This window comes from Achromobacter sp. MYb9 (assembly GCF_002975275.1).
Lineage (GTDB): Bacteria > Pseudomonadota > Gammaproteobacteria > Burkholderiales > Burkholderiaceae_B > Achromobacter.
In genome coordinates this window covers 171,785-196,588 of record NZ_PCOQ01000003.1, presented here as the reverse complement: position 1 = coordinate 196,588, position 24,804 = coordinate 171,785, and the positions used below count along the sequence as shown (strand labels likewise).

The following is a 24,804-nucleotide window of genomic DNA, read 5'->3' as shown; positions in this document are numbered from 1 at the left end:
CGGAAGCCGCCGGTATCGCCGACTATAGCGCCGCGGGGCTTCCCTTCAGCTTGATCTCGGCCACGGTACGGTCGCCGCGCTGATCCAGCGAGAACGCGTATCTGTCGGCGTACCGCAAGGCCAGGCGGCGGCAGAGATTGCCCAGCCCGCCCCCGCTCTCGACCAGATCGAACGGCGCCTGCAGCTGACCCGGGTTATCCACCTGGATGATCAGCTCGTCGCCATGAAGCCGGGTGCGGATGTGGATCACGAACCGGTCATGCTCGGCCCGCATGCCGTGCTTGACCGCGTTTTCCGCCAACCCCTGCAGCGTCATATGGGGAATGTTGATCTGCAGCGTGGCCGGGTCGATCTGGCATTGGCAATCAAGCTGCTTGTCAAAGCGCAGGGCCTGTATGCGTATGTAGGCTTGGGCGGCCTCGATCTCTTCTTCCAGCCGGCTCAGCCCGCGCCCGCGCCGATCCAGCGAATACCGCAGGTAGTCGGCCAGGCGGCGCGTCATCTCTTCGGCAATGGCCGGGCGTTCGGCGATTTCGGCGACGATGGTGTTGAGCGAATTGAAAAGAAAATGAGGCTCGATCTGCCGCTGCAGATGCTCCAGCTCCAGCTGCAGCGAGCGGGTCTCGGCCTTCATCTTGGACATGCGCTCGGTGCGCGCGGCCAGCTCGGCCGACACACCGAAGTAGATCAGCGTCCAGATGGAGAGTATCCCCATGTAGTAGATGAAACCCAGGCGGTACTGATTGCCTGGCAGCACCCGCATCGATCCCGGCGGGAACAAGTGGTGAATGGCGTAGGCGACCGAGCCCAGCAACGCCGAAGCGGCCAGGCACAGCAGCACCGCGCTGGCAAGCACCAGGATGGGCGCGTCGCCCTTGCCCGACCGGCGGCCATGCAGCGCGGCCGCGGCGCTGGTCAATACGAATGCCAGCGGTTCCAGTGCCAACGTCAGCCAGAACGCCGCGACGGCATTGCCGAACACCGCCAGGCGGATGGAATACCCGACCAGCGCAAGAAAGATCCACCCGACGATCTGGGCACGCCAGAAGCCCGGCGAAGACTCCCCTTGGCTCAGCCCCTGGCTGACGGATGTGAAGATCATGGACACGGCTGTGGCCTTATATTTACCCGCGTATCGGACCGAGAGAATATACTCGCCCCAACCCGGGCGCCTGAGAGGAACATGCTACGCGTGCTTATCGTCGACGATGAAGCCCCGGCGCGACGCTACTTGCGCCGGCTGCTCGAAGCCGCGCCCGGCGTCCAGGTGGCGGGCGAAGCCGCGACCGCCGAGCAGGCCCGCGGGCTGATCCGGGACCACAATCCGGACGCCCTTTTCCTGGATATCGAACTGACGTCCGGCACCGGATTCGATCTGCTGGAAAGCCTGGACCCCGCGCCCGCCGTGGTCTTCGTCACCGCCCACAACGACTACGCCACGCGCGCCTTCGACGTCGAGGCGGTCGACTACCTGCTCAAGCCGGTCAGCCCCGACAGGCTTGAACAAACGCTGGCGCGGCTGCGGCCCCGCGCCACCGGCTACCTGTCCATGCGGACACGCTCCGGCACAAAGCTGATCAAGGTTGAAGAACTGACCATCGTGCAGGCGCAAGGGGACTATGTGCGCCTGTGCAGCGCCGCCTACGCGAACGAGCTGATGCACATCACGCTCAAGCGCCTGGCCGCGCAGCTTCCCTGCCCGCCTTTCTGCGCCCTGTCGCGCTCGGTCATCATCAATCTGGCGCATATCTCGCATTTATCGCAACTCCCTGGCGCGCAGACCGAAGTGACGTTCATCAACGGCGTCGCACCCATCATCCTGGGCCGCGTTGCCTCGCTGCGCCTGCGGCGGGCGGTGGCCCAGGCATAAGGCCCACGCCGTCGCGGCGGCCCACCGCCCCCGCGCCGCGCTCAGAACGGCACCATCACCTTCAGCGCCGCGCTGTGGCTGCTTACGTGCTCCGAGAAGCGGCCTTCGTATTGCAAGCGGAAATTCACGCTACCCGCCTTCATCACCTCGAGCCCCGCGCCCACCTTGCCGACCACGTCATCGACCGGCAGCGAGGTGTCGAAGGCGCCCGTGCCCCGCGGCGCGCCGCGCAGGCGCGCACTGGAGGTCCAGTCGTCCTGCGACAGGAAGGACGCGCCTGCATACAGGAATGGACGCAGCATCGCGCCGTTCTTCAGTTCCGCACGGCCGCCGATTTCGATCATGGGCGACAGGCCCATGACGAACTGGTCGCTGCCGTCGACCGACAGCGCCAGCGGATTGGAACCCGACTCCGTGTACGCGGGCATGCGGCTGTAGCTGAAGTCCAGGTCCACGTAGGGCTTCACATACATATTGCTATGCGCGAAGGTGCGGGCGGCACGCAGGCGCGCATTGAAGCCGTACACGTCGGGCCGGCTGGTCAGGGTCTCCTGATAGCCGGCAATGTCGATGCCGCGGTCCATCCGATAGCTGCCATAGCCGCCGCCCAGGGCCGCGGAGAAGACCCACTGTCCCGTTTCGCGCTTCAGCACCACGCCCGCGTAGCCGCTGTCGCCATTGCCGCTGACGTTGCCGTCGCGGGCGCGCACATGGCTGCTTTCGTACGCCATGGACCCGCCAAGGAACCAGCCGGGGCCAAGGCTGCGCTGGCCGCCGAATTGATACGTGACGGTGTCGAAACTGAAGCCCGAAGTGCCGCGGCTGCCATCCTGATTGGTGGCGCGGCCGCTCACCTGGCCCCAGAAGCAATTCTGCTCGCCGGTCATCGCATCGGCGCCCGTGAACGTGGGGCACGACATCATGGTGTTGGTGAACTGCCCCAGGTTGGCCGCGGATTGCGCTGCTGGCGCGAGAGTCACGCCCGGCGACAGGTTGGCGACGCTGTCACGGTAGGCGCCAGCGCCCTGGCGCGAAGCCAGGTCCAACTGCGCGAACATCGGTGCCAGCGCCGAGTTTCCGCCCGCGTCCCAAATTCGCTGCAGATTGTTCGCGACCTGCCCCTGGTTCGCTTTCAAGCCCATGGAAGAGGCGTTGAAATCCGCCGATTCGACCCGAATGCGGGTTTCCGGCCCGACCTGGCGCGTTTCGTAGTCAAAGACCGGGCTGTCCACCGCCGTAAGCGTCCCCTGCGAGCGTCCCTGCACCGTCAGCACGGACAGTTCGCGCTTGGGCAGCAACGCCTGGGGCAGCACGTCCATGCCGCCGGCAAGGTCGGCATCGCCCTCAACGACCATGTGCGAGGCGCGCAGCTTGTCGAAGTCCACGTCGGCGCGCAGCACGCCGCTGCCGGACTGGGTCAGGCCGCCGCTGACCGTCAGGGTCTGGAACTGGCCGGGCTTGCCGATCACGATCAGCCCGTCGTTGCGGACGTTGCCGTTGTAGGCCACGGCGTCGGTGGCCACGGCGCCGGCGTGATTGTTGAGGACGCAGGCCGTGTTGCCGTCGGCATTGCCGCACAGCGTGCTGCCGGACAGCGTGCCGTAGTTGTCGATGGTCAGCGTGGAACCCGACCCGGTGTTGTACTTTCCGTCGTAGCGCGCGGCCACGCCCGACAAGGCGCCCAGCGAGGCGCCTGCATTCACGACCAGCCGATTGCTCTTTCCCGACGCAATCCAGACGCCGCTGCCGGACCCCGAGCCGCCTTGCACATCGCCGCTGACGACGACGGAAACCGCGCTGTCAGGTGCAGTGCCGCTGTCGCTTTGCGCGAATATGCCCACCGATCCCGCGCCCGTGGCCTGCAAGGTGCCCGCCTGCTGGACTTGGACAGTGCTTGAGCGGCCGCCCTGCCCGATGGATCCCGCGAATCCGCCTTGGGGACCGCCGGCAAGACCGCCGCCGCCGCCGATCGATTGCGCGATGATGCCATGCGAATTGGCGCCAACCGTCGTCATGCTGCCATTGAAAGCCACGCTGACCATGGCGCCGCCGCCTCCGTTGGAGTTGACCGAGACCGATTGCCTCGCGAACCCCGCCGGATTGAACTGAATGGCTTGGGACACGTCGCCCAAGATGCCCCCGCCCCCGCTGATTGATTGGGCGACGATACCGTGCGCACCGGCGCCTCGCGTCGCAATGCTGCCGCTCAGGTCGAGCGTCACGTTGCCGCCATCCGCGCCGTAGGAACCATTGCGCTGGCTGCCCAGCTGTATCGTTCCCATGCCGCTTGCGGTGCCCGTCGTCGCGATGCCCCCGCCGGCGCCGATGGACTGCGCGACGACGCCCATCGCCCTGGCGCCATAGGTGTTCAGGTTCAGTCCAGCGGAAACCGTGACGGCGCCGCCGAGGCCGTAGCCGCTGGTGTTGCCCGCAATCATGCTGAACTGCTGGCTGCCGGGATTGGCCGCCGAACCGGCGCTGCCCGCCATGGCGATGCCCCCGCCTCCGCCGATCGATTGCGCGACCAGGCCGTAGGCGCTGTCGCCCTGGGTCTGGATGGAGGCCCAGCTGCCGCCGGTGACGGTGATGGCGCCGCCGTTGCCCTGCTCGCCGCCCAGCTGCATCTGGCCGCGCGCCTGAGGCGAGCCCGAGCCCGCCATGCCGCCGCCGCCGCCAATGGACTGCAGCACGACGCCCGCCGCACCGTAGCCTGCCGTGTTGAAGGCGTTTGCGCCATCGCCGTTCAACCACGCCGTGATTGCGCCACCCGATCCCCCGTTGCCTCCACGCCCCCCGACCGCCAGGGTCACATTGGACATGGACACGCTGGACGACACCGTGGACGCGCCGCCCACGCCGCCGCCGCCGCCGATGGATTGCACCACCGCCGCGTCGGCATAGTCGCCATACGTCTGGGTGTAGGCCCCCAGAATGGCCGGCGCGCTGCTGCTGCCGATGGCGCCGCCACTACCGCCCGCTCCGCCCGTCCCGCCGACGGCCACGTTGAACTGATAGGTAGTCCCGGAATCGTTCACCCAGGGCAGCGTAGAGGGGGTGCCGCTATTGCCGCCCACGGCGCCGCCCAGGCCGCCGGAGCCGCCGATGCTTTGCGCCAGCAGGCCGTCGGCGTCGGCGCCATAGGTGGTGATGTTGCCGTCGCTGTTCAGGTTGATCGCGCCGCCGTTGCCGCCGCCGCCGCCACCGCGGCCGACGGAGACCGAGCCGCGGACGTCCGTGGTGCTGTCCTCTTCGGTGGCGCTCACCTCCAGGCCGACCTGGCCGCCCTGCGATGCTCCGCCGCCGCCGCCGATGGACTGCACCAGCGCGGCGCGCGCGCCGTCGCCATGCGTGGTCACCGAACTGCTGGGGTCGATCGTCAGGCTGGCGGTGCCGCCATTGCCGCCCGAGTTGCCGCTGCCGCCCAAGGCCACCGAGATCGACACATTGGCATCGGTATTGATGCTGCGCCCGGTGGCCGATCCCACGCCCCCGGCGCCGCCGCCGCCGCCCACGCTCTGCACCAGGATCGCATTGGCGGAATCGCCCGAGGTGGTGATGCTGCTGCCCTGCATGACGAGCGACGCGGTGCCGCCCGTGTTGCCGCTGCCCCCGCTGCCGCCCAGCGCCGCCTGCAGAGATCCCCCGACCGAGTCGCCCGTGCCGATCACCGTCGACGTCGCCGAAGCGCTTCCCCCCGCACCGCCGCCGCCACCGATGGACTGCACGATCACACCCTGCGCGTTCGCGCCGCTTGTCGTAACGCCGGCATTGGTCAGCGTGGCCGTGGCCGTGGACCCTGCCCCGCCCGCGGCGCCCGACCCGCCCATGGCAAAGCTGACCGCGACGCCGAACGAGGCGTCCTCATCGGGAACGGCAACGGTCAAGGCCTTGGCCACCGACGCGCCGCCCGCGCCACCGCCGCCGCCGATGGATTGCACGAGCACGCCATGGGCGTCGCTCGCGCCAGTCATCACGCTGGAATTGGAAAGGTTGGCTGCCGCCGTGCCGCCGGTGCCGCCGTTGCCGCCCGTGCCGCCGATCGCGACCGCCATGGAAAACCCCACGCCGGCATCGTAGGCGGACGCGGCGCCCCCCGTCCCGCCGCCTCCGCCGATCGCCTGTGAAACGATGCCGTAGCCATGATCGCCCCACGCATAGACCGAATTCCCGGTCAGGTTGACCGTGGCCTGGCCGCCTGCGCCCCCGCCGCCGCCGATGGATTGGGCCAGCATGCCGATGGCCGCCGAACCGCTGACGCTCAGGTTCCCGTTCTGGGTGATGTTCACCGTGCCGCCAGCGACGGCGCTGCCGCCCGCGCCGCCCACAGAGACCAGACCGGCGCTGGCGCCCGCCGTGCCGCCGCCTCCGCCGATGGCTTGCGCCACGATGCCGTGCGATGACGTTCCGTAGGTGGTGATGGCGGTGCGGCTATCGATGTTGACCGTGCCGCTGTTGCCGCCGCTGCCGGCATCGGCGCCAGCATTACCGAACATCTCGAAATTGCCCGTGGTGGTGCCGCCGATGCCGCCCATCGACTGGCCCAGGATGCCGATCGAATAATCTCCCTGCGTTTTGATCGTGCCGCCGGCAGTTCCCGTCGACGCATCGCCGGTCGTCACATTGACCGTGCCGCCGGTGCCGCCCACGCCCCCGTTTTCAGGTGTGAAATCGATCAGGCCGCTGCTGGTCTCCACGCCGCCTCCCGTGCCGCCCACGCTGCGCGCGGCGATGCCGTGGGATTGGGTGCCGTAGGTGCTTATGCTGGCGCTGCCGCTCATGCCGACCTGGACGGTGCCGCCATTGCCGCCATTGGCGCCGTTGCTGTTTTCGCGCCCGGGGCCGCCGTTGCCGCCCTGGCTGATCACGCTCACGCCGGGCAGGTAGCTGCCGCTGGTAGTGATCGACGAGCCGTTGTTGAGTGTGACGGTCGCCGACGAAAGGGCCGAGCCCCCATTGCCGCCGCGCTCGCCGGTGGTGTTGGTGCTGGTCATCGGCCCGCCGCCGCCATTGCCGCCCAGGCCCACCACCACGATGCCGCCGGACAGGGCCGCCAAGGTCGTCGGTTCCGTCAGGGAATTGCTGGTGACCGAAATCTGGCCGTTGTTGACGGCCGCCATGGTGCCGAATCCGCCCCCCTGCCCGCCGTTGTCGCTGCCATCGCTGGAGGTAAACCCCGCATTGCCCTGGCTTGTGACATACAGCCCGCGCACGCCATTGGTCAGAAGGTTGCTGGTGGCGCTGCCAGAAACCCCCACATTGACCAGCACCTTTCCGCTGTTCGTGATGATCGTGGTGGCCGCCGGATTTCCGCCGCCGCCCGTGCCGCCCCAGCCGTTATAGACCCCCCCGGCGCCGCCCAGCGATTCCGCGCCGATGCCCCAGGCGTAGCGGCCCGCGCTGCCGGACGACACCGAAACCGAGCCGGTATTGGTGATATTGACGATATCGCTGTTGCCGCCATTGCCGCCCACCTGATCGCTGCCCACCGCGCTCATCTGCGTACCGCCGGCGCCTCCGATGCTGGCCCCGTAGATGCCCACGCCGCCATAAGGCAGGCTCTGCATCTGGACCTGTCCGCTGTTGCTGATATTCACGGCGGATCCATTGCCGCCGCTACCGCCGCTGCCACCGCCGAAGTTATCCGGCGGCGTGCCGCCCGTGCCGCCCACCGACGCGCCATAGATGCCAAACTGCGCGCTGTAGTCGTCCCAGACACCCGGCGCGGTCCCCTGCGGGGTCTCCGTGGGAGAAACGTTGGTCTCGGCCGATCCGTAGTTCGTGATGGTGATCGCGCCGCCCCAGCCGCCAAAGGTGCCGGCGTCCTTGCCATCCGGCGACCCTGTGCCGCCCTTCAGGCGCACCAGCAGCGCCGCCTGCAGGGGGTTAGGCCCCAGGTAGCCGCTGTTGACCACGATGTAGTTGCCGCCATAGCCACCGTTGTTGGTGCCGGTGCCCGTGCCCCCGGTGTAGTCAACGGTCAGGTTGCCGCTCTGGTTCGAGGCGACCGTGCACGTCGTCGTGCTGGAGCTGGACGAACTGGGCGACGGACAGGAAATGTCGGCCATCGCGGGCTGGGCCAGAATCAGGCCGATGGCGGTCATCGACATGGAAGAAAGCAGCCCAAGAGCGGAGCGCGCGGGCCGCGCGGGCCACGGGCTCGGCTCGAATACGGCGGCGACACTTCTGCGCGCCGTCAGGTTGGCAGTCAGGTGCTTCATCTCTGGTCCTTTGCGGGCAGCCGCTCGGCACAATCGGGCCGGCGGCTGTTTCAAATTAAGTCGAAGACGTGTCGATTTAATTCGGGGCCCAGAGATAAGGCATTATTTTTTCGACGAATCGTGGATTTTCTTCGTCGGAACGGATCGCCGCTGCATCAAGCGCGGGCGTTGGCGGCAAATTCGTACGTATGGATTCAATTGCGCGTCAACGCAGGTAATCGAATACGACCGGTCTTGGGCGGAGCCCGGCCAGGAAATTCGATCCATGCTCCCGCTTTGAGTCACCCGCCAGTCATAGGCCGTCAAGAAGTAGTGCTTGTCGCAAACATTCGAATATCTGTTCGACTTGAACAGGGCTGATGATCAGCGGCGGCGAAATGACGATCATGTCACCGGATGCGCGCACGAGCACGCCGTGGTCAAAGCAATAGCGTGCGACATCTGCGCCCCGCATGCCGACTGCGCCAGCTCGCGGCGCCAGGTCCACAGCGCACAACAACCCGATGCTGCGCACGTCGTTGACATGCGGCAGGCCTTTGAGCGCCAGCGCGCAAGACTGCCAGAAGGGACTGATCTCCTGCACCATGGCGTTGATGCCCAGTTCCTGATGCAAACGCAGCGTCGCCAGCCCGGCGGCGCAGGCCAGCGGGTGGGCGGAATAGGTGTAGCCGTGCATCAGTTCCACCACCTGCGGCGGGCCGGCCATGAAGGCCTCATAGACGCCGCCGCTGACGATGACGCCCCCCATGGGCACCGCGCCGTTTGTCAGCCCCTTGGCCACCGTCATCAAGTCGGGCGTAACGCCAAAGACCTGCGAGGCGAAGTTGCCGCCAACGCGCCCGAAGCCGGTGATCACTTCGTCAAAAATCAGCAACACGCCGTGCTGGGTGCACAGCTCGCGCAAGCGTTGCAGATAGCCGACCGGTGGCGGATAAACGCCGCCCGAACCGGTTACCGGCTCGACGATGACGGCGGCAACCGTGCTCGGGTCCTGGATATCCAGCAATTGCGTGAGCGCTTCCGCATAGCTGGCGCCCTGTTCGGGTTGCCCGGCGCTAAAGCGCATGCTGGCGTCATAAGGCAACGGCAAATGGCTGACTTCACCCAGCAGCGGGCCGAAGTCGCGCTTCTGACGGCCGATTCCCGAGACGGAAAGGCCGCCAAAGCCCATGCCGTGATAGCCCTTGGCCCGGCCGATGAACTTGATGCGGCGGCTGTCGCCGCGTGCCTGATGGTAGGCGCGCGCGATCTTCAAGGCCGTGTCGACGGCTTCGGAGCCAGAGTTGGTGAAGAACACCCGGTCCATGCCTTCGGGCGCCAATTCAATCAGGGCGTCCGACATGGTCTGCGCTGCCGGGTGGCTCATCTTGAACGAGGACACAAAGTCCAGGCGAGCGGCGGCCTGTTGAATGGCCTGCACGATGCTGGCCTGGCCGTGACCGGCGTTGACGCACCACAGGCCGGCCATGGCGTCCAGAATCTGGCGGCCGTCGGACGTGCGGTAGTACATGCCGTCGGCGCTATCGAACATCATGGGCTGCTGTTGAAACTGCCGCATGGGAGTGAAAGGCGCCCAGAATGCATCGGAAACGGAACTGGCGTCGGTCATGGAATCTCCTTGAATGATTGAAACGGGGGCCGGCTCAGGGTTGCGCCGAGCGGATGCGATAGCCACCGTTGGCTAGCCGTTCCAGCGGGCTGGCTGCGGCCAGCAATTTGCGTGTATAGGGGTGTTGCGGATGGTCGAACAAGGCATCGCGGCCGGCGACTTCCACTATTTCCCCCTGGCTCATCACCGCGACGCGATGCGCGATCCGTTCAACGGCCGCCAGATCATGCGAGATAAACAAGCAGGCAAACCCGTATTGCTTCTGCAAGCGCTCGAACAGATCCAGAATCTGCTTCTGGATGGTCATATCCAGCGCCGAAATCGGTTCGTCGGCAATGACCATCTTCGGCCGCCGCACCAGTGCACGGCCGATGGCCACACGCTGGCGCTGGCCGCCAGACAGCTGATGCGGGAAGCGGTCACGGAACGACGGATTCAAGCCGACATCGTTCAGCGTTTCCGCTACCCGTGTGCGACGCTGCGAGGCGTCCAGGTCATCACTATGACGGAGAGGTTCGTCCAGAATCTGCCCTATTCGCATACGAGGGTCCAGCGAAGAATAAGGGTCCTGAAAGATCATCTGGCATTGCAGGCGGGCGCTGCGGTGAACGGACCTGAGCAGGTCCACGCCATCAAACTTGATGCTGCCGGCGCAGGGTTTGACCAACCCCGCCACGGCGCGCCCCAGCGTGGTCTTGCCAGAGCCGCTGCCGCCGACCAGGGCCAGCGTTTCACCCGGCGCGATGCTGAGATCCACGCTGCGCACCACGCGATAGGCGGCGCTGCGCGACCAGAAGCTGCGCTGGCCGGGGTATTCGATGCACACGCCTTTGATTTCGACCAGCGGTGCGCTGGCCTGGGGCAAAGGGGGAAGAACGCCACGGCGCGGCAGCGCCTCCAGCAACTGACGGGTGTAATCGGCTTGCGGGTTGAGCAGGATGGAGGCCGTCGGCCCCTGCTCGACCGCCTGTCCATTACGCATGACAACGACCTTGCTGGCGTAGCGCGCCACCAGCGAAAGATCATGACTGATGAAAAGCACGGCCGTGCCCTGCTCGCGAGTCAGCTCCAGCATCAGCTCGATGACGTCCAACTGCGCCAGGCAGTCCAGCGCCGTGGTCGGTTCATCGGCGATCAACAGGGCCGGACGCAGCAGCATGACCGAAGCCAGCATGATGCGCTGGCGCATGCCGCCCGAGAATTCGTGCGGATAGGCGGTCAGGCAGCGCACTGGATCCTTGATACCGATGCGCTCCAACATGGTCAGGCAGCGCCGGCGTATATCGGCAGCGCTGAGCTGGGTATGCAGTTTGAGGGCTTCACTCATTTGCCGGCCTATGGTCAAAGCCGGGTTGAGCGAGACCATGGGTTCCTGGAACACCATGCCGATCTCGGCCCCACGCACACGACGCAAGGCTCTGGCGTTCCGGGTGTCCAGGGCCTGACCCTTGAAGCCTATGCTGCCGCCAACCACCTGCATGGGAGCGGGCAACAGGCCGATCACGGCGCGGGCGGCCATGGTCTTGCCGCTGCCCGACTCGCCCACCAAGGCCAGGATCTCGCCTGGCGCAAGCTCGAAACTGACATCGTTCACGGCCAGCGGGCCATCCAGGCCGGCACGGATCTTAAGGTTCTTCACAGACAATAGCGGCGCTTTCTCGGTCATGCTCACTTCCTCATGCGCGGATCGAGGCGATCGCGCAAGGCATCGCCAAACAGATTGATACCCAGCAAGGCCATGCTGATCAGCACACCGGGAAACACGCCCAGCCAGGCGGCCGAAGCGATGTAAGGCCGGCTAGCCGCCAACATGCTGCCCCAGGTGGCGGCAGGCGGCGGCACGCCCAGCCCCAGAAAGCTCAATGCGCTTTCGGACAGCAGTGCCCAGCCGAACATGCTGGTAGCCAGCACGCACACCGGCGCCAGGCAGTTGGGAACAATGTGGCGGAACATCGTGTACAGCTCGGAATTGCCGATGACTCGGGACGCCTCGATGAACTCGCGCTCACGCAGCGACAACACGCTGCCGCGGACCACACGCACCACCGACGGCGTATAGGCCATGCCCAAGGCAAGCACAATGCTGTATTGGCTGGCGCCCAAGACGGCCATGATGCCCAACGCCAGCAGGATTCCCGGAAAGGCCAGCAAGGCATCGTTGAACATCATCAGGATGCGGTCAGTCCAGCCACGAAGGTAGCCGGCCAGCATGCCTATCATGGTGCCGCATGCCAAGGCCACCGCCACGGACAGGAGGCTGATCCACAAGCTGGTCGAGGCGCCAATGATCAGACGGCTCAAGATATCGCGGCCGAACTCGTCCGTCCCCAGCCAATGAAGCGCGCTGGGCGCCTGAAGGCGGAAGCTCAGATCCAGCTTCAGCGGGTCATACGGCGTCCACACCAGGCCCAGCAGGGCCAGCGCGACCAGACTCAGCAGGAGGCCACCGCCGATCAAGGCATTGAGTGCCGGCAGGCTGCGGCGCCGCGCAGGCACTGCCGGCAGAGAGATGGCGTTGCCATTCATAGTTTCACCCTGGGATCAAAGACCGGATACAGCAGGTCGACGATCAAATTCACCACGACATAGATGCTGGTGATCAACAGAAGACACCCTTGCAAGACCGGATAGTCGCGCGCAAAAATCGAATCCACCATAAGCCTGCCGATGCCCGGAAGCGTGAAGACGGTTTCCAGCACCGCGATGCCGCCCAGCAGATTGCCCAGAATCAGGCCCACCAGCGTCCAGGTCGGCGCAAAGGCATTGCGCAAGGCATGGCCCCACAGCACCGCCGTTTCCGACAGGCCCTTGGCGCGGGCGTGGGCGATGTACTCCAGCCGCAAGACCTCGATCGTGCTGGCGCGCGCCATGCGGGCAATCGAGCCGAACTCCACCAGCGTCAGCGTTACCACAGGCAGGACCAGGTAGCTCAGCCCTCGCAAGGGATCTGCGCTGACGCTGACGTAGCCAACGATAGGGAGCCAGCCCAACTGCATGCCGAAGAAGTACAGCAGCAGCAAGCCCAGCCAGAAGGCCGGAATCGACAACAGCAAGGTCGCGCTGGCGACCAAGCCCAGATCCATCAGGCTGTTCTGCTTCCATGCCGCGTAGAGGCCAACCGGCACGGCCAGCAGCACGGCAAGGCCAACCGAAATCAGGACGATGACGGCGCTGACGCTGAAGCGCTCGACCAGCAGATCCTGCACCGGCTGGCTGCTGCTGATGGACAAGCCGAAATCGCCGCTCAACACGGCCCGGATCCAGATCAGGTACTGGGTCACGATAGAGTGATCCAGACCCAGAGCCTTGCGCATCTCAGCCAGGCTGTGCGCGTCTGCCATATCCCCCAGCATCAGCAAGGCTGGGTCACCGGGGATAAAACGGATCAGGCCAAACACCATGATGGAGATCAGCAGCAAAGTGGGCAGCGCCATGCCCAAGCGCTGCAGGAAGAATCGCAACATGACGGGGCCTATTTCGCGGTCGTGGCCAAAGACACACCCCACAGGCGCGGCTTCGATATCGGCCAGGTTCGATAGCCCTGAACGCCGTCACGGAACGCGCCGATGGCCGTGCCGTTGTAGATGATGACCATGGGCACATCCTGGATCAACATGCCATGCAGCTGATCGAACAGCGCCTGACGCTTCGCCGGTTCGGCTTCACGCATGGCTTGGCGCAAGACGCCGATGGCGTCAGCGTTGTCCCAGACTTTGCGGGCTTCCTTGGACTTGTCTCCCAACAATTGCTCAAAACTCAAGGCCGGGTCGAAACGCGGCGAATAGGAGAACGACATCATTTGGTAGTTGCCGCTCTGGTAGCGTTCCAGCTGCGTGCCCCATTCCAGCGTTTCCATCTGGATGTTGATGCCCACGGACGCCAGCATGGCCTGGCTCAGAATGCCCATATCGAACATCTGCGGATAGCGCTTGTTCACGATCATCTTGATCGGCTGGCCGCGATAGCCGGCGGCGCTTAGCAAGGCGCGTGCCTCGGCCAGATCAGTGCCATAGCCCTTGGCAGTGGCCGCGTCATAGTAGGTGCTGCTGCTGGGCACGGCCGAGTTGTTGACCTGGGACAGTCCGCTGGACAGCGTGGCCACCATCTGGCCGTAATCCAGCGACAGCGCAATGGCGCGGCGAATGCGCACATCTTTCAGCAGCGGGTCACGGGTCTGGAACAGCAAGCCGTTGATGGACATGGCGGGGCTGACCTGGATGGTCACGCCCTTGGCCTGCTTCAAATCAGCCGCGTCCGTTGCCGTGACGTCGGGCAGCAGGTCGACGCCACGTGCCATCAGCGCGGCCTTTGCCGTGGCGCTGTCGGGAATCACGACAAAGCGCACTTGGTCCACTAGCGCCTGCTTGTTACCGGTATAGCCATCCGGCATGGCCTCGGCGCGTGCGGCGTATTCGGCAAAGCGTTGCAGGTCAATATATTGCCCGCGTTGCCACTGCCCTACTTTGAAGGGCCCGGTACCGACCGGGGCACGCCATGCCCCCTCGGGTGTCAGCGAGTCCGGATGCAGAATGCCGGCGCCGCCGCAATCGGTCCTGGCCATGGTCGCCAGAAACAGGGCATTGGGCTGCTCCAGCGTGAAGACCACGGTCATCGAATCCGGGCTGCTGATGTCCTGCACCTTGAGCAGGCCACGGCCATCAAAGTCGGCCAGGCAGCGCCATTGCGTCTTGGGATCCAGGTAACGGTGCCAGGTCCACAGAACCTCGGCGGCTGTCAGCGGCGCGCCATTATGAAAACGCACGCCGTCGCGCAATTTGAAGCGATAGCTGCGTCCATCGTCGGAAACGCTGATCGACTCGGCCAGCATGGGGCCCACGGTCGCGTCTTCGCGGTAGGCCACCAGGCCCTCCACCACATGCATGACGACGGCGTCGGTGTTCTCGTCCCGGTTGACGCCAGGGTCGGTGCTGCGGATATCTCCGTTGATGCCGACCTGGATGCGTGATGGCTCGGTAGCGTGAGCCCCGGCCGCCGCCAGCGCCAATGCCAGCGTGGCGCAGCTCAGAGCGGCTTTTACAGTGTTGTGCATGAAGTACTCCTCCTTCAATGGGGTGGGCTGCATGGCCAGCGTCAGGCCATGCCGCTTGTGCTTATTGCTGCACTTGGCGGGCCCGCCGTTCGCGCAACACCGCGGCGAAGAATTTCTGCGCGGCCGGCATGACTTTGATGCCCATGTGGGGCACGTTGGGAATTTGATCCAGCGTGGCCTTCACTCCGGCGGCTTCAAAGCTGGCGCGCAGACGCTCCAGCCGCTCGGGTCGGGTGCGGCCGGCGTCATTGGCGCCTTCCATGTAGTGCTTGCCACCGGGGCGATGGGTGATCTCCCAGGTTTCAAGATCGGCAGCGCCCACCACCATGTGGATGGGCACTTGACGCAAGGCGTCCAGGTTCAGCGCCTTGCCAAAACGCGTCTCCATATCGGCCACGCCCACCCACCACTTGCGATCGGTGTCCAGTAGCGTGACCGAACCGGGCGCGCCTATCGACGCGGCCCAGAGCCGGTCGGGGTGCAGATAGCAGAAGCGATTGGTGAATTGGCCGCCTCCCGAATAGCCGAAGAGCCCGAAGGTGTCGAAGTGACGGCCGTATTTCCTGCCGACCTCGGTGACCATATCCAGCAGGATCTGGTCATACCGGATATCGCCTTCAAGAATCTGCTTGTAGCCGTCGCCATTGCCATCGCCCTGCACGCCCACCGGAAACAGCGGCGCCAGGATGATGCAGTCGTTCCAGCGGCCAAACTCGGCAAAGCTGTTCCGGTAGGTCTCCATCGCGCGGTTTGAGCCGTGCACCACAACCACCAGGTCCACCGGACGCGTCGCATCTTCGATGGACTCGGGCACGTAAAGACAGTACGAAAAACGCCTGTCGCCCACATGGGAATAGACCGTCGTCGGGCCTTGATCGTAGAGACGCCGCGCGGTTTGTCGCGCCAGCAGTTCGGCCTGGGATTCCGGGGTAGCAGTGCTCATGGTCTAAACCACTCAATGAGAAAGACCCGCAGTATCCGTCAGCGTCTAAACAAAGAAAATCTAATTTAGTTTTAATTAGGGTAAAGTAAATTTTTACCTTAAACCTACGCGACATGAGCAGCATCCGGTTCCTCAAAACATTTATTGCTGTCGCCGAGGAAGGCAGCTTTGCTGCCGCAGCCGATCGGGTCGCGTTGACCAGCGCCGCTGTCGGCCAGCAAATGCGCGCGCTTGAAGATGAAATGCGGCGAGCCCTGTTTGCGCGCAACCACAGACAAACGAGTTTGAGCCGCGAAGGGCAGCTGTTGCTGCCGCGGGCCAGACGCTTGGTTGCCGATTACGAAGCGATGCTGGAAGACCCCGATCGCGACTTGCGCATGGAAGGCGAAATCACGGTAGGCGGCATCATTTCGGCCATGGGCCTGCTGGCCAATTGTCTGGTGCAGTTGAAGGCCATTCATCCCAAAGTGTCGGTCACGCTGACCAGCGCCCGCTCGGATGAATTGGCGCCACTGTTGCTGGCCGGCGAGTTGGACGCAGCCGTGGTGGTGAAGTCGCCCCGACAGGACTTCAAAGGCCTGAGCTGCTTGCGGCTATATGACGAACCCCTGATCTTGCTGGCAAGCGCCGAGGCTCATGCCCGAACGCCAGACATCACGGAGCTGCTGACTACCCAGCCCTATATTCGCTATGACCGCAATACGGCCACCGGTTCCAAAGCCGACCGGGTGCTGCGCCGCTTGCGAGTCAAGCCGCAAGAAATCCTGGAGCTCAACTCGATCCTTGGCATTGCGGCGTTGGTGCGCCAACAAGTGGGTGTCAGCTTGGTGCCCTTGCTGCAAAACGTCTATTGGAATGAAGACCGAGCCTTGAAAGTGCTGTCATTGCCGGGGCCACAAGAATTCCGCAGCATCAGCATCGTGGAACAGGGCCGCAAGCGCCATCTGACTGGCGAAATCAGCAGATTGTTGCGCGTCGCTTTCGATTTAGGCGGCCGCCCTATGGAGAGCAAAAAATAAGACCCATGGACATTTGATCGGCGCGCGGCGCACTCAACTGGTCGCCTCGCCCGTCGATACTTCCTGACGGGCATGGACGGGCTTGACCCCGCCGTGCGCCTCCCGTCCGATGAACCAATACAGCGCCACCGCAGTCACCACGGTCACGGCGCACAGCACGTAGAGCAACGCCGCGAACGCCTGTCCCGACGCCAGCGCCAACGCGGTTTGCTGCACCGACGGCAGCAGCGTCATCGCCCCGGCCACATCGCCGGCCACCAGCCGCTGAGCCGCCGTCCCCACCGATGCCGCCCCTTCCCGCGCGACGGCCGCAAGATAATGGGACGTCAGCCCGGCCAGTATCGCGCTTACGATCGCCAGGGCCAGGCCCTCGCCCGCCACCCGCGAGGTGCTGAAGATGCCCGCCGCCATGCCGGCGCGCTCCTTGGGCACCACGCTCACCGCCAGCCCATCCATCAGCCCCCAGGGCAGACCAATGCCCACGCCGATCAGCAGCATCGGCCCGACCATGGCGGACACCTCGGCGTGCCCCATCACGTGGCTCAGCCAGGCCAAGCCCGCGGCGTTCGCCAGCAGCCCGGCGGCGCACAGGCTCGCTGCCGAAAACCGTTGAACGAGGCGCCCCGCCAGCATCGGCACCACCATCAACGGGGCCGACAACGCCATCATCAGCAGGCCCGCATGCACCTCGTCCAGGCCGGACACCGCGATCAGACGCACCGGCAGAAGAATCAAGAGCACCACGAACCCATACGCCGGCGCCGCGGCCAACAGTTGCACGCCGACGAAGCGCGGATGACGGAACAGCGTGAGATCGAGCAACGGCCGCTTGCTGCGCAGCTCGATTTTTACGAACACGATGAACGCCAGCACGCAACCCGCCAGCAACCCCAGGGTGCCGCGATCCGCCCAACCGGCGGCCGGCACGCGCAGCGCCATGCACGTCAGCAACGCCAACGCGCCCGAGAACGTGAAGGCTCCCGCCCAGTCCAGCCTGCCCGCATCCGGATCGCGCGATTCGCGTAGATAGCGCCATCCCAACCCCCACGCCGCCAGGGCCATCAAGACCGTCAGGCCGAACACGCCGCGCCAGCCGAATTGCGCTACCAGCAAGCCCGACAGGATCGGTCCGAATGAAAGCCCCACGCCGAAACTCGTGCCCATCAAGCTGAAGGCCCGCGTGCGCGCCGCGCCATCGAATTCCTGCGCCAGCGCCGCGGCGCCTGCCGACAAAATCGCCGCGCCGCCCAGCCCCTGCGCGGCCCGCAATAGGTTGAACACCGCCATTCCCGGGGCCGCGATCAGCGCCAGCGACGCCAGCACGAAAAGTGCCGCGCCCCACAGATAGACCCGCCGGCGCCCATGCCGGTCGGCCAGCCCGCCGGCGGCCAACAAGGTACTGCCAAACGCCAGCATGAACGCATTGGTCACCCAATTGAGCGCCTCCGGGCTGGCATGCAGCGCCTGCGCCAGTGCCGGCAGCGCAACCGCCGGGCCGGTAAAACTAAGCGGCATCACCAGCGCGCCAAGGCAGACGGCGGCAAGCACCAACCGCTGCGAGGCGGAAGAAGTGGAAACGGGCGTGGTCATGGTCAATGCGGAATCCGAAAAGGGATTTCAAGATAACGGGGCAGCCTTGACCGATAAATGGGGTAATAATCCGATCATTACGGAATAACATTCTTGAATAGACATGGACCGCCTTGCCGCTCTTATGCCCTTTGTCTGCAGCGCGGAGCTGGGCAGCTTCGCCGCCGCAGGCCGCAACCTTGGCCTGTCGCCCTCTGCCGTGGGCAAGGCCGTTGCCCGCCTGGAACAGGACCTTCAGGTGCGCCTGTTCCAACGCAGCACGCGTCGCATGCAGCTCACCGAAGAAGGCCGCCTGTACTTCGAGCGCTGCAAGCGCATCCTGGACGATCTCGATGACGCCCATGCCATGCTTTCGCGCACGCGGGACGCACCGCATGGCCGCCTGCGCGTCAGCGCGCCGCTGATCAGCTATCACTTCCTGCTGCCGGTATTGCCCGACTTCGCGGCGCGTTATCCCGGCGTCGAGCTTGACCTGGACTTCAATGATCGCGTCGTCGACCTGATTGGCGAACGCATGGACGTCGCGATCCGCAGCGGCGACCTGCCGGACTCCCGACTGATGGCCCGACCGTTGAGCCGGTTTCGGATGTTGTTATGCGCCTGTCCGGAATATCTGGCGACGCACGGCACGCCGCAATCGCCGGATGACCTGCACGCGCATGCCGCGGTCCGCTTCCGCTTTCCAAACTCTGGGCACCTGCAACGCTGGCCGCTGACGGACCCCGACCCTGCGCTGCGCACCGCGCTCACCTGCAACAACATGGAAGCGCTGCGCGGCGCGGTGATACAGGGTTTCGGCATCGGTTGCATGCCGGATTTCCTGGCGCGCGATGCGCTGGCTGCGGGCGTTCTGGTAGAGGTGCTGCCCCAGCACACCGAAGGCGCCGGCCGGTTTCAACTGGTGTGGCCGTCGAACCGGAACCTGTCGCCCAAGGTGAGGGTGTTCGTGGACTTCATGGGGCAGCGCTGCGGCGATGCGCAGGCGGCCCTATGAATGCAATGGCGCCGGGCCTTATTGCAGTTCGATATTCGCGTTCTTCACGATTTGCGCATATTTTCGGGTCTCGCTCTTGAAGTACTCGACCGTATCGGCGGAATCCCGCATGGTGATCCTGTTGCCCTGCAGGTCCATGGCCTTTTTTGTTTCGGGGTCGCGGTACGCCGCCTCGAAGGCCTTGTACACGCGCCGCACTTGATCCGCCTGCAACTTCGCGGGGCCGATCACGGCAAACCAGCCTTCCACTTCGTAGTCGGGCATGCCCTGTTCACGAATAGTGGGAATGTCCGGCGCTGCCGGACTACGTTCCTTGCTGCCCACGCCGATGGCCTTCAGCGCGCCGCTTTTCAGGTGCGGCAAGATGGACGGCAGCGAGGTCACGCCAAAATCAACCTGCCCGCTCATGATGTCGGTAACCATGGGGCCCGTTCCCTTGTAGGGGATGTGGCGAATTTTCAGTCCGTTTTGCTGCAGGAACAGCTCGCAACCCAGGTGCAGGATGGTGCCATTGCCCGATGATCCGTAGTTATAGGCGTCGGGCTTCGCCCGCAAGGCCGCGACCAGATCGCGCACATTGCTGTAGGGCAGCTTTGTCGGATTCACGACCAGAAGCAGCGGCGTGGTGCCAATGACGGAAATGGGCGTGATGTCCTGGATGGGGTCGAACGGCACGGATTTCAGCACGCTGGGAAAGATCACGTGGTTATTGGACACGACGCCCAGGGTGTGGCCGTCGGCCGTGGCGCGCACAATGGCCGAGGTGCCCAGGATACCGCCAGCACCCGGCTGATTTTCCACCACCACCGACTGCCCGAACGCCCGATTCAACGCCGGCCCCGCGGAACGCACGATCGTGTCCACGCCAGAGCCCACGCTGATGGGCAGAATCAACCGTACTGGCCGGGCACTGTCTTGCGCGCGCGCCACGCGCAGCGGCAGAGCGGCCCCCAGCATGCCCGCCCCCAAGACGCCCAGCATCCCACGCCGAGTACAAGATATGTCGTGTGTCTTCATGATGCTGTCTCCTCTGGTTTTATAGGTATTGGCACGGCCAGGCGGTCAGTGGATGACGCCTTGCTCGCGCAGCTTGTGAATACTCTCGTCGGGGTAACCCACGTGTCTCAGCAATTCCGTGGTGTGTTCCCCCATGATGGGCGGTTGCAGCCGCACATCCAGCCGGGCGCCGTCCATGGTGATCGGAAACAACGTCACCTTCGCTTGCTGCCCGGCGCGTTCGCCATCGGTCAACCGTATATTGGCCAGGCCACCGGTGGCGCGCAGATGCGGGTCGTCAAAAAGCGCTTCCGGCCGGACGATGGGCGCGAACGGCAAGCCGTTCTTTTCGAAGACGCGCGCCAATTCGTCCACCTCGTACCCCTTCAAGCGCGTCCGCAGATCGGGCAGCAGTTCCGGGCGCGCTCGCACGCGGTCGTTATTCGTTTTGAGATGCGGCGAGTGCTTAAGATCGTCAAACCCGAAGGCATCGCAGAACGTGATCCATTGCGCGTCACTGACGGCAGCCAGGAAGATCTGGCCCTCGTCCTTCACGGTAAAGACGTCGTACAAGGCCCAGGCGGAAATGCGCTCGGGCATGGGCGCGGCGGCCTGGCCGGTGACCGCGTATTGCAGCATGTGTTGCCCGACCAGGAAGACGTTATTTTCGAACAGCGCCGATTGCACTTCCTGTCCCTGGCCCGTCACCGCGCGTTCCTGTAGCGCACCCATCGCGCCTATCGCGCCAAACATGCCGCCCATGATGTCGTTCACGCTTGAGCCGGCGCGCAAGGGGTCGCCCGGGCGTCCCGTCATGTAGGCCAAGCCGCCCATCATTTGCACGACTTCGTCCAGCGCGGTGCGTTGTTCGTACGGGCCGGGCAAGAACCCCTTGCAGCTGACATAGATCAGACCGCGATTTCGCTGACTTAACGATGCATAGTCCAGACCGTATCTGGCCATGACGCCGGGCCGAAAGTTCTCGACCACGATATCGGCGCTGGCGCATAGCTTGCGCGCGGCGTCGGCGCCGGCAGGGCTACGCAGATCCAATGAAATGGACTTCTTATTCCGGTTGAACATCGGGAAAAAACCCGCGCCCGCGCCCAGCAGATGACGGGTACGGTCGCCCTCGATGGGTTCGACCTTGATCACCTCGGCGCCCAGGTCCGCCAGCACCAGACCGCAGGTAGGCCCCATCACCATGTGGGTGAATTCCACCACACGGATACCGGCCAACGGCAAACGGCGTGTCCTGCCAACCGCCGGTGCGGCGGGCGCAGAGGCGTCGCCGCACGACGCGCCGTTATGTTCCGGCGCGGGTGCGGAAGCGGCGGCAGCGTCGTCCGCGGCCGGCGCCGCGCCCTTCCAGATCTTCGGCAACCCTGCTTGCGCAATCGATCCGCGCAGCGTTTCCCCTTCCAGCCAGACGCCGGCCTGTTTACGCAAGGCCAGCAGCCGCGGCATGTCCAGCCCCGTGTCCACGCCCATGCTTCCCAGCAGATAGGCCACGTCTTCGGTGGACACGTTGCCACTGGCGCCCGGCGCATGGGGACACCCGCCGATTCCCGCCAGACAGGCATCGAATCGCGTGATGCCGGTTTCCAGCGCCGCCATCACATTGGCCAGTCCCAGGCCCCGCGTGTCGTGAAAATGCGCGCACGTCAGGCGGTCGCCGGCAATGCGGCGCGCAGCTTCAAACAGCCGGCGCACCATCAGGGGATCCGCATACCCCACGGTGTCGGCCAGGCTGACACAATCAACGCCCGCATCCAGCAACGCCTGCATCAATCGCAGCACTTCCGCCGGCTCCACATGCCCCTGTAGCGTGCAGCCGAACGCAGTGCCCACGCCGCCTTCAAGCAACATCCGGGAACCCGCGGCATCGCGCGCCGCGCGAATTCTGGAGACCTCCTTGACCACGTCGTCGGGCGTCTTGCGCAGATTGGCCAGACTGTGGGCATGGCTGGCCGACAACGGCACGACCATTAGGTCCGCGCCAGAGTCGATGGCGCGTTCCGCCCCTTTCAGGTTGGGCACCAGCACCGTCGCCCGCAAACCGGGAAACGTCCGGGCATAGGCCACCAGCTCGGCCGTGTCGGCCAATTGCGGCAGCAGGCGCGCCGGTACAAACGAGCCAACCTCGATTTCGCGGAGTCCCGCGGCATAGGCCTGCGCAATCCACTCACGCTTGATGGCGGTGGGCACCACCCTTGCCAGGCTTTGCAGGCCGTCGCGCAAACCCACCTCGCGCAAGATCGCGCGGGCAGGCCAGCCAGTAGGAAGTTCGGTAGCAAACATGAATGGCTTCGTCCGATAAGGCAGGAATAGGCGTAGTGTAGATTTCACATATCGGCCGAATAACGATCATTTGGAATGCAAAACGTTCCAAAACGGAATATCTTAGGCAGGGTTTGATGACTTTCCTGTAAACGGGACTTCCCATGCGCGACCTGGACCTGACTTCATTGCGGCTATTCGTGGCCGTTTGCGAAACCCGCAACATTGCCCGGGCGGGCGAGAACGCCAACATCGTCGGATCCGCCATCAGCAAGCGTCTGGCCCAGCTGGAAAGCGCCGTGGGCGCCAAACTCCTGACCCGACGCAAACACGGCATGGAGCCCACGCCAGCCGGGGAAACGCTGCTGGAACATGCCCGCGCGATCATGACCAGCACGGCCCGGATCGAACGCGACATGTCCGCCTATTCCCATGGGCTGCGGGGCCAGATCCGTGTACTGGCCACGTCCTCCGTGCTGGCCGAATCGCTAGCCGAAGATGTGGCAATGTTCCTGCAAGACCCGCGTCATCGCAGCATCCGCGTCGACATGGAAGAAGGCTTGAGCCACCAAGTGATCCGCGGCATCAAGGAAGGCGTGGCGTCGTTGGGTATCTGCTGGGACGCATCGCCTCTGGACGGGTTGCAGTCCCGCCCATACCGCAACGATCACCTGGCGATGGTCGTGCACCCTGCCCATCCCCTGGCACGGGAATCCACGTTGCAGTTCAGCCAAACGCTAGATTACGAACATGTGGGCATGCCCGTCGCAAGCTCCGTGCAAGTCATGTTGCACCGGGCCGCCGCGCAAGCCGGAAAACCTTTACTGCATCGGGTGATCGTGTCGAACTTCGATTCGGCCTTGCGTGTGGTTCGCGCGAACCTGGGCATAACCATCGTTCCCCGCGAAGTCGCGCAGCCCTATGCGCACGCAACGGGATTGATCGTGATTCCATTGACCGATGCCTGGGCCGAGCGGCGTTTCACCTTGTGCTTTCGCGACGAAGAAAATCTGTCGCCCGCCGCGCAGGTGCTTCTGGAACACCTGGCCAATGTGGCGCGTCACGGCAACACCGCCGCGGCGCTCAAGCCATGAATCATCCAGCTGTGTACCATCGACAGTTCGAAGGTGTGGAGGTAAGTGTGGGAAACGGTCTGGATAAACGAGTTGTTGTCATCGGCGCAGGCATCGTGGGGGCGTCCGTTGCTTATCATCTGGCAGGTAAAGGCGCGGACGTCACCGTGGTCGAGGCCGAAGACATCGCGTCTGGGGTAACAGGAAGCTCGTTCGCATGGCTTAACGCCTCGCACCCCGAACCCGACCCCATCGCGCCATTGCGCGGTGCGGCCATTGACGCGTACCGGCGACTCGAAACCCAATTGCCCGACATGAAAATTCGATGGACGGGCGCGTTATCTTATCGCTCGACGTCGAGTGAAGCGCTACCAGGCTCAGGTAATCCGACCTCCAAAAATGGAGTGTCCCGATCACGGATCGTCGACCTTGAGCCGAACCTCAAGCATCCGCCTCACTATGCTTCCTATGCGGAAGAAGAAGGGGCGCTGGACGCGGTTGCGGCGACACATGCGTTGATCGCTGGCGCCCAAGCGAATGGGGCCAGGATTTTCACCCAGACACGCGTTCTCGGCTTTGCACGCCAGGGGGCCACTGTGACCGGCGTGGAAACCGCAATGGGAGTCATCAATGCCGATGTTGTCGTATTGGCGGCGGGAACCGGCATCACAAAGCTGACCAACATGCTTGGTGCGCCGCTTCCGATAGCGGCTTCTCCGTCCATTTTCATCCGTTACAAGGCGCCCCCCGGTCTTGTACGAACCCTGATATCCAGCCCTGAAATGGAAGTCAGGCAGTGCTTGGACGGCGCGTTGCTGGCGGCGGAAGACTACCTGGACAACGCCGTGGAGAACCAGCCAGCAGCCATCGCGCTACGAACGGCCAAGGCAATAAAGAACGAGCTCCATGGGGCCGCCTCCATTGAGCTGGAATCCGCTTGTGTCGGGCTTAGACCCATACCCGCCGACGGCATTCCCTTCATCGGTTATCTGCCAAATATCGGCGGCGTTTACGTTTGCGTCATGCATCCTGGCGTTACGTTGGCGGCCATAGTGGGCCGCCTTGCCTCAGAAGAAATCCTGGACAATAACGCGTCCAGTGCCCTTGATCCCTGCCGTCCCGACCGATTCTTCTTCCAGGCGTAGGCAATTCTATTGACGCT

At 64.6% G+C, this 24,804-nt stretch carries 16 protein-coding genes and 1 pseudogene; 5 read left to right on the top strand and 12 right to left on the bottom strand.

What is annotated here, in order from left to right; translation table 11 throughout:
- Window positions 1-22 precede the first annotated feature (22 nt).
- Window positions 23-1,102, bottom strand: a complete 1,080-nt coding sequence (locus CQ050_RS07310) for a sensor histidine kinase (RefSeq protein WP_105556144.1) — start codon at window positions 1,100-1,102, stop codon at window positions 23-25.
- Between the two features lie 81 nt (window positions 1,103-1,183).
- Here CQ050_RS07310 and CQ050_RS07305 point away from each other — a divergent pair, with 81 nt between their 5' ends.
- The gene (locus CQ050_RS07305) at window positions 1,184-1,870 is read left to right on the top strand and encodes a LytTR family DNA-binding domain-containing protein (RefSeq protein WP_105556143.1); all 687 of its coding nucleotides are present in this window, start codon (window positions 1,184-1,186) and stop codon (window positions 1,868-1,870) included.
- Window positions 1,871-1,911: 41 nt separating this feature from the next.
- Here the strand turns inward: CQ050_RS07305 and CQ050_RS07300 are convergent, their stop codons facing one another.
- The 7 genes from CQ050_RS07300 to CQ050_RS07270 all read right to left on the bottom strand — a co-directional run bounded on the left by CQ050_RS07300 (window position 1,912) and on the right by CQ050_RS07270 (window position 15,690).
- Window positions 1,912-8,088 carry an autotransporter outer membrane beta-barrel domain-containing protein gene (locus CQ050_RS07300; protein WP_105556142.1) on the bottom strand — a complete coding sequence of 2,059 codons (6,177 nt, stop codon included), beginning with the start codon at window positions 8,086-8,088 and terminating at the stop codon, window positions 1,912-1,914.
- A 292-nt stretch (window positions 8,089-8,380) separates the two neighbouring features.
- Window positions 8,381-9,697, bottom strand: coding sequence for an aminotransferase class III-fold pyridoxal phosphate-dependent enzyme (locus tag CQ050_RS07295; RefSeq protein ID WP_105556141.1), 1,317 nt, complete (start codon window positions 9,695-9,697; stop codon window positions 8,381-8,383).
- A gap of 34 nt (window positions 9,698-9,731) precedes the next feature.
- Window positions 9,732-11,363, bottom strand: coding sequence for an ABC transporter ATP-binding protein (locus CQ050_RS07290; RefSeq protein WP_105556140.1), 1,632 nt, complete (start codon window positions 11,361-11,363; stop codon window positions 9,732-9,734).
- Between the two features lie 2 nt (window positions 11,364-11,365).
- The gene (locus CQ050_RS07285; protein ID WP_105556139.1) at window positions 11,366-12,223 is read right to left on the bottom strand and encodes an ABC transporter permease; all 858 of its coding nucleotides are present in this window, start codon (window positions 12,221-12,223) and stop codon (window positions 11,366-11,368) included.
- On the bottom strand, window positions 12,220-13,161 hold the full coding sequence (locus tag CQ050_RS07280; RefSeq protein WP_105556138.1) for an ABC transporter permease: 942 nt from the start codon (window positions 13,159-13,161) through the stop codon (window positions 12,220-12,222). The genes CQ050_RS07285 and CQ050_RS07280 overlap by 4 nt, the downstream gene beginning before the upstream one ends.
- Before the next feature lie 8 nt (window positions 13,162-13,169).
- Entirely contained in the window at window positions 13,170-14,747 is a 1,578-nt protein-coding gene (locus CQ050_RS07275) for an ABC transporter substrate-binding protein (RefSeq protein ID WP_105556137.1), read from the bottom strand.
- Between the two features lie 61 nt (window positions 14,748-14,808).
- Entirely contained in the window at window positions 14,809-15,690 is an 882-nt protein-coding gene (locus tag CQ050_RS07270; RefSeq protein WP_105556136.1) for a hydrolase, read from the bottom strand.
- A 113-nt stretch (window positions 15,691-15,803) separates the two neighbouring features.
- On the opposite strand from CQ050_RS07270, the gene CQ050_RS07265 reads away from it, so the two are divergent.
- A complete protein-coding gene (locus CQ050_RS07265; protein ID WP_105556135.1) occupies window positions 15,804-16,709 on the top strand; it encodes a LysR substrate-binding domain-containing protein in 906 nt (301 codons plus the stop codon).
- Window positions 16,710-16,742: 33 nt separating this feature from the next.
- Here the strand turns inward: CQ050_RS07265 and CQ050_RS07260 are convergent, their stop codons facing one another.
- The gene (locus tag CQ050_RS07260; protein WP_105556303.1) at window positions 16,743-18,299 is read right to left on the bottom strand and encodes an MFS transporter; all 1,557 of its coding nucleotides are present in this window, start codon (window positions 18,297-18,299) and stop codon (window positions 16,743-16,745) included.
- Between the two features lie 103 nt (window positions 18,300-18,402).
- Here CQ050_RS07260 and CQ050_RS07255 point away from each other — a divergent pair, with 103 nt between their 5' ends.
- The gene (locus CQ050_RS07255) at window positions 18,403-19,293 is read left to right on the top strand and encodes a LysR family transcriptional regulator (protein ID WP_105556134.1); all 891 of its coding nucleotides are present in this window, start codon (window positions 18,403-18,405) and stop codon (window positions 19,291-19,293) included.
- 18 nt (window positions 19,294-19,311) lie between these two features.
- On the opposite strand, the gene CQ050_RS07250 is transcribed toward CQ050_RS07255, so the two are convergent.
- From CQ050_RS07250 to CQ050_RS31055, 3 genes and pseudogenes are all read right to left on the bottom strand, one after another.
- Window positions 19,312-20,310 carry a tripartite tricarboxylate transporter substrate binding protein gene (locus tag CQ050_RS07250; RefSeq protein ID WP_105556133.1) on the bottom strand — a complete coding sequence of 333 codons (999 nt, stop codon included), beginning with the start codon at window positions 20,308-20,310 and terminating at the stop codon, window positions 19,312-19,314.
- 45 nt (window positions 20,311-20,355) lie between these two features.
- Complete coding sequence (locus CQ050_RS31060; protein ID WP_233213875.1) at window positions 20,356-21,534, bottom strand: CaiB/BaiF CoA-transferase family protein; 1,179 nt, start codon at window positions 21,532-21,534, stop codon at window positions 20,356-20,358.
- 210 nt (window positions 21,535-21,744) lie between these two features.
- A pseudogene (locus CQ050_RS31055) lies at window positions 21,745-22,590 on the bottom strand (hydroxymethylglutaryl-CoA lyase); the annotation flags it as partial.
- 143 nt (window positions 22,591-22,733) lie between these two features.
- Here CQ050_RS31055 and CQ050_RS07240 point away from each other — a divergent pair.
- Together CQ050_RS07240 and CQ050_RS07235 are read left to right on the top strand one after the other, a co-directional pair.
- On the top strand, window positions 22,734-23,663 hold the full coding sequence (locus tag CQ050_RS07240; RefSeq protein ID WP_105556131.1) for a LysR family transcriptional regulator: 930 nt from the start codon (window positions 22,734-22,736) through the stop codon (window positions 23,661-23,663).
- Window positions 23,660-24,787 carry an FAD-binding oxidoreductase gene (locus tag CQ050_RS07235; protein WP_199196746.1) on the top strand — a complete coding sequence of 376 codons (1,128 nt, stop codon included), beginning with the start codon at window positions 23,660-23,662 and terminating at the stop codon, window positions 24,785-24,787. The genes CQ050_RS07240 and CQ050_RS07235 overlap by 4 nt, the downstream gene beginning before the upstream one ends.
- The last annotated feature ends 17 nt before the right edge of the window (window positions 24,788-24,804 follow it).

What these genes read in the sequence shown, in the direction of transcription:
- CQ050_RS07310 (WP_105556144.1), bottom strand. Translation starts at nt 1,102, where the DNA reads ATGATCTTCACATCCGTCAGCCAGGGGCTGAGCCAAGGGGAGTCTTCG.
- CQ050_RS07235 (WP_199196746.1), top strand. Translation starts at nt 23,660, where the DNA reads ATGAATCATCCAGCTGTGTACCATCGACAGTTCGAAGGTGTGGAGGTA.
- CQ050_RS07295 (WP_105556141.1), bottom strand. Translation starts at nt 9,697, where the DNA reads ATGACCGACGCCAGTTCCGTTTCCGATGCATTCTGGGCGCCTTTCACT.
- CQ050_RS07285 (WP_105556139.1), bottom strand. Translation starts at nt 12,223, where the DNA reads ATGAATGGCAACGCCATCTCTCTGCCGGCAGTGCCTGCGCGGCGCCGC.
- CQ050_RS07240 (WP_105556131.1), top strand. Translation starts at nt 22,734, where the DNA reads ATGCGCGACCTGGACCTGACTTCATTGCGGCTATTCGTGGCCGTTTGC.
- CQ050_RS07270 (WP_105556136.1), bottom strand. Translation starts at nt 15,690, where the DNA reads ATGAGCACTGCTACCCCGGAATCCCAGGCCGAACTGCTGGCGCGACAA.
- CQ050_RS07275 (WP_105556137.1), bottom strand. Translation starts at nt 14,747, where the DNA reads ATGCACAACACTGTAAAAGCCGCTCTGAGCTGCGCCACGCTGGCATTG.
- CQ050_RS07305 (WP_105556143.1), top strand. Translation starts at nt 1,184, where the DNA reads ATGCTACGCGTGCTTATCGTCGACGATGAAGCCCCGGCGCGACGCTAC.
- CQ050_RS07265 (WP_105556135.1), top strand. Translation starts at nt 15,804, where the DNA reads ATGAGCAGCATCCGGTTCCTCAAAACATTTATTGCTGTCGCCGAGGAA.
- CQ050_RS07290 (WP_105556140.1), bottom strand. Translation starts at nt 11,363, where the DNA reads ATGACCGAGAAAGCGCCGCTATTGTCTGTGAAGAACCTTAAGATCCGT.
- CQ050_RS07300 (WP_105556142.1), bottom strand. Translation starts at nt 8,088, where the DNA reads ATGAAGCACCTGACTGCCAACCTGACGGCGCGCAGAAGTGTCGCCGCC.
- CQ050_RS07260 (WP_105556303.1), bottom strand. Translation starts at nt 18,299, where the DNA reads ATGACCACGCCCGTTTCCACTTCTTCCGCCTCGCAGCGGTTGGTGCTT.
- CQ050_RS07250 (WP_105556133.1), bottom strand. Translation starts at nt 20,310, where the DNA reads ATGAAGACACACGACATATCTTGTACTCGGCGTGGGATGCTGGGCGTC.
- CQ050_RS07255 (WP_105556134.1), top strand. Translation starts at nt 18,403, where the DNA reads ATGGACCGCCTTGCCGCTCTTATGCCCTTTGTCTGCAGCGCGGAGCTG.
- CQ050_RS07280 (WP_105556138.1), bottom strand. Translation starts at nt 13,161, where the DNA reads ATGTTGCGATTCTTCCTGCAGCGCTTGGGCATGGCGCTGCCCACTTTG.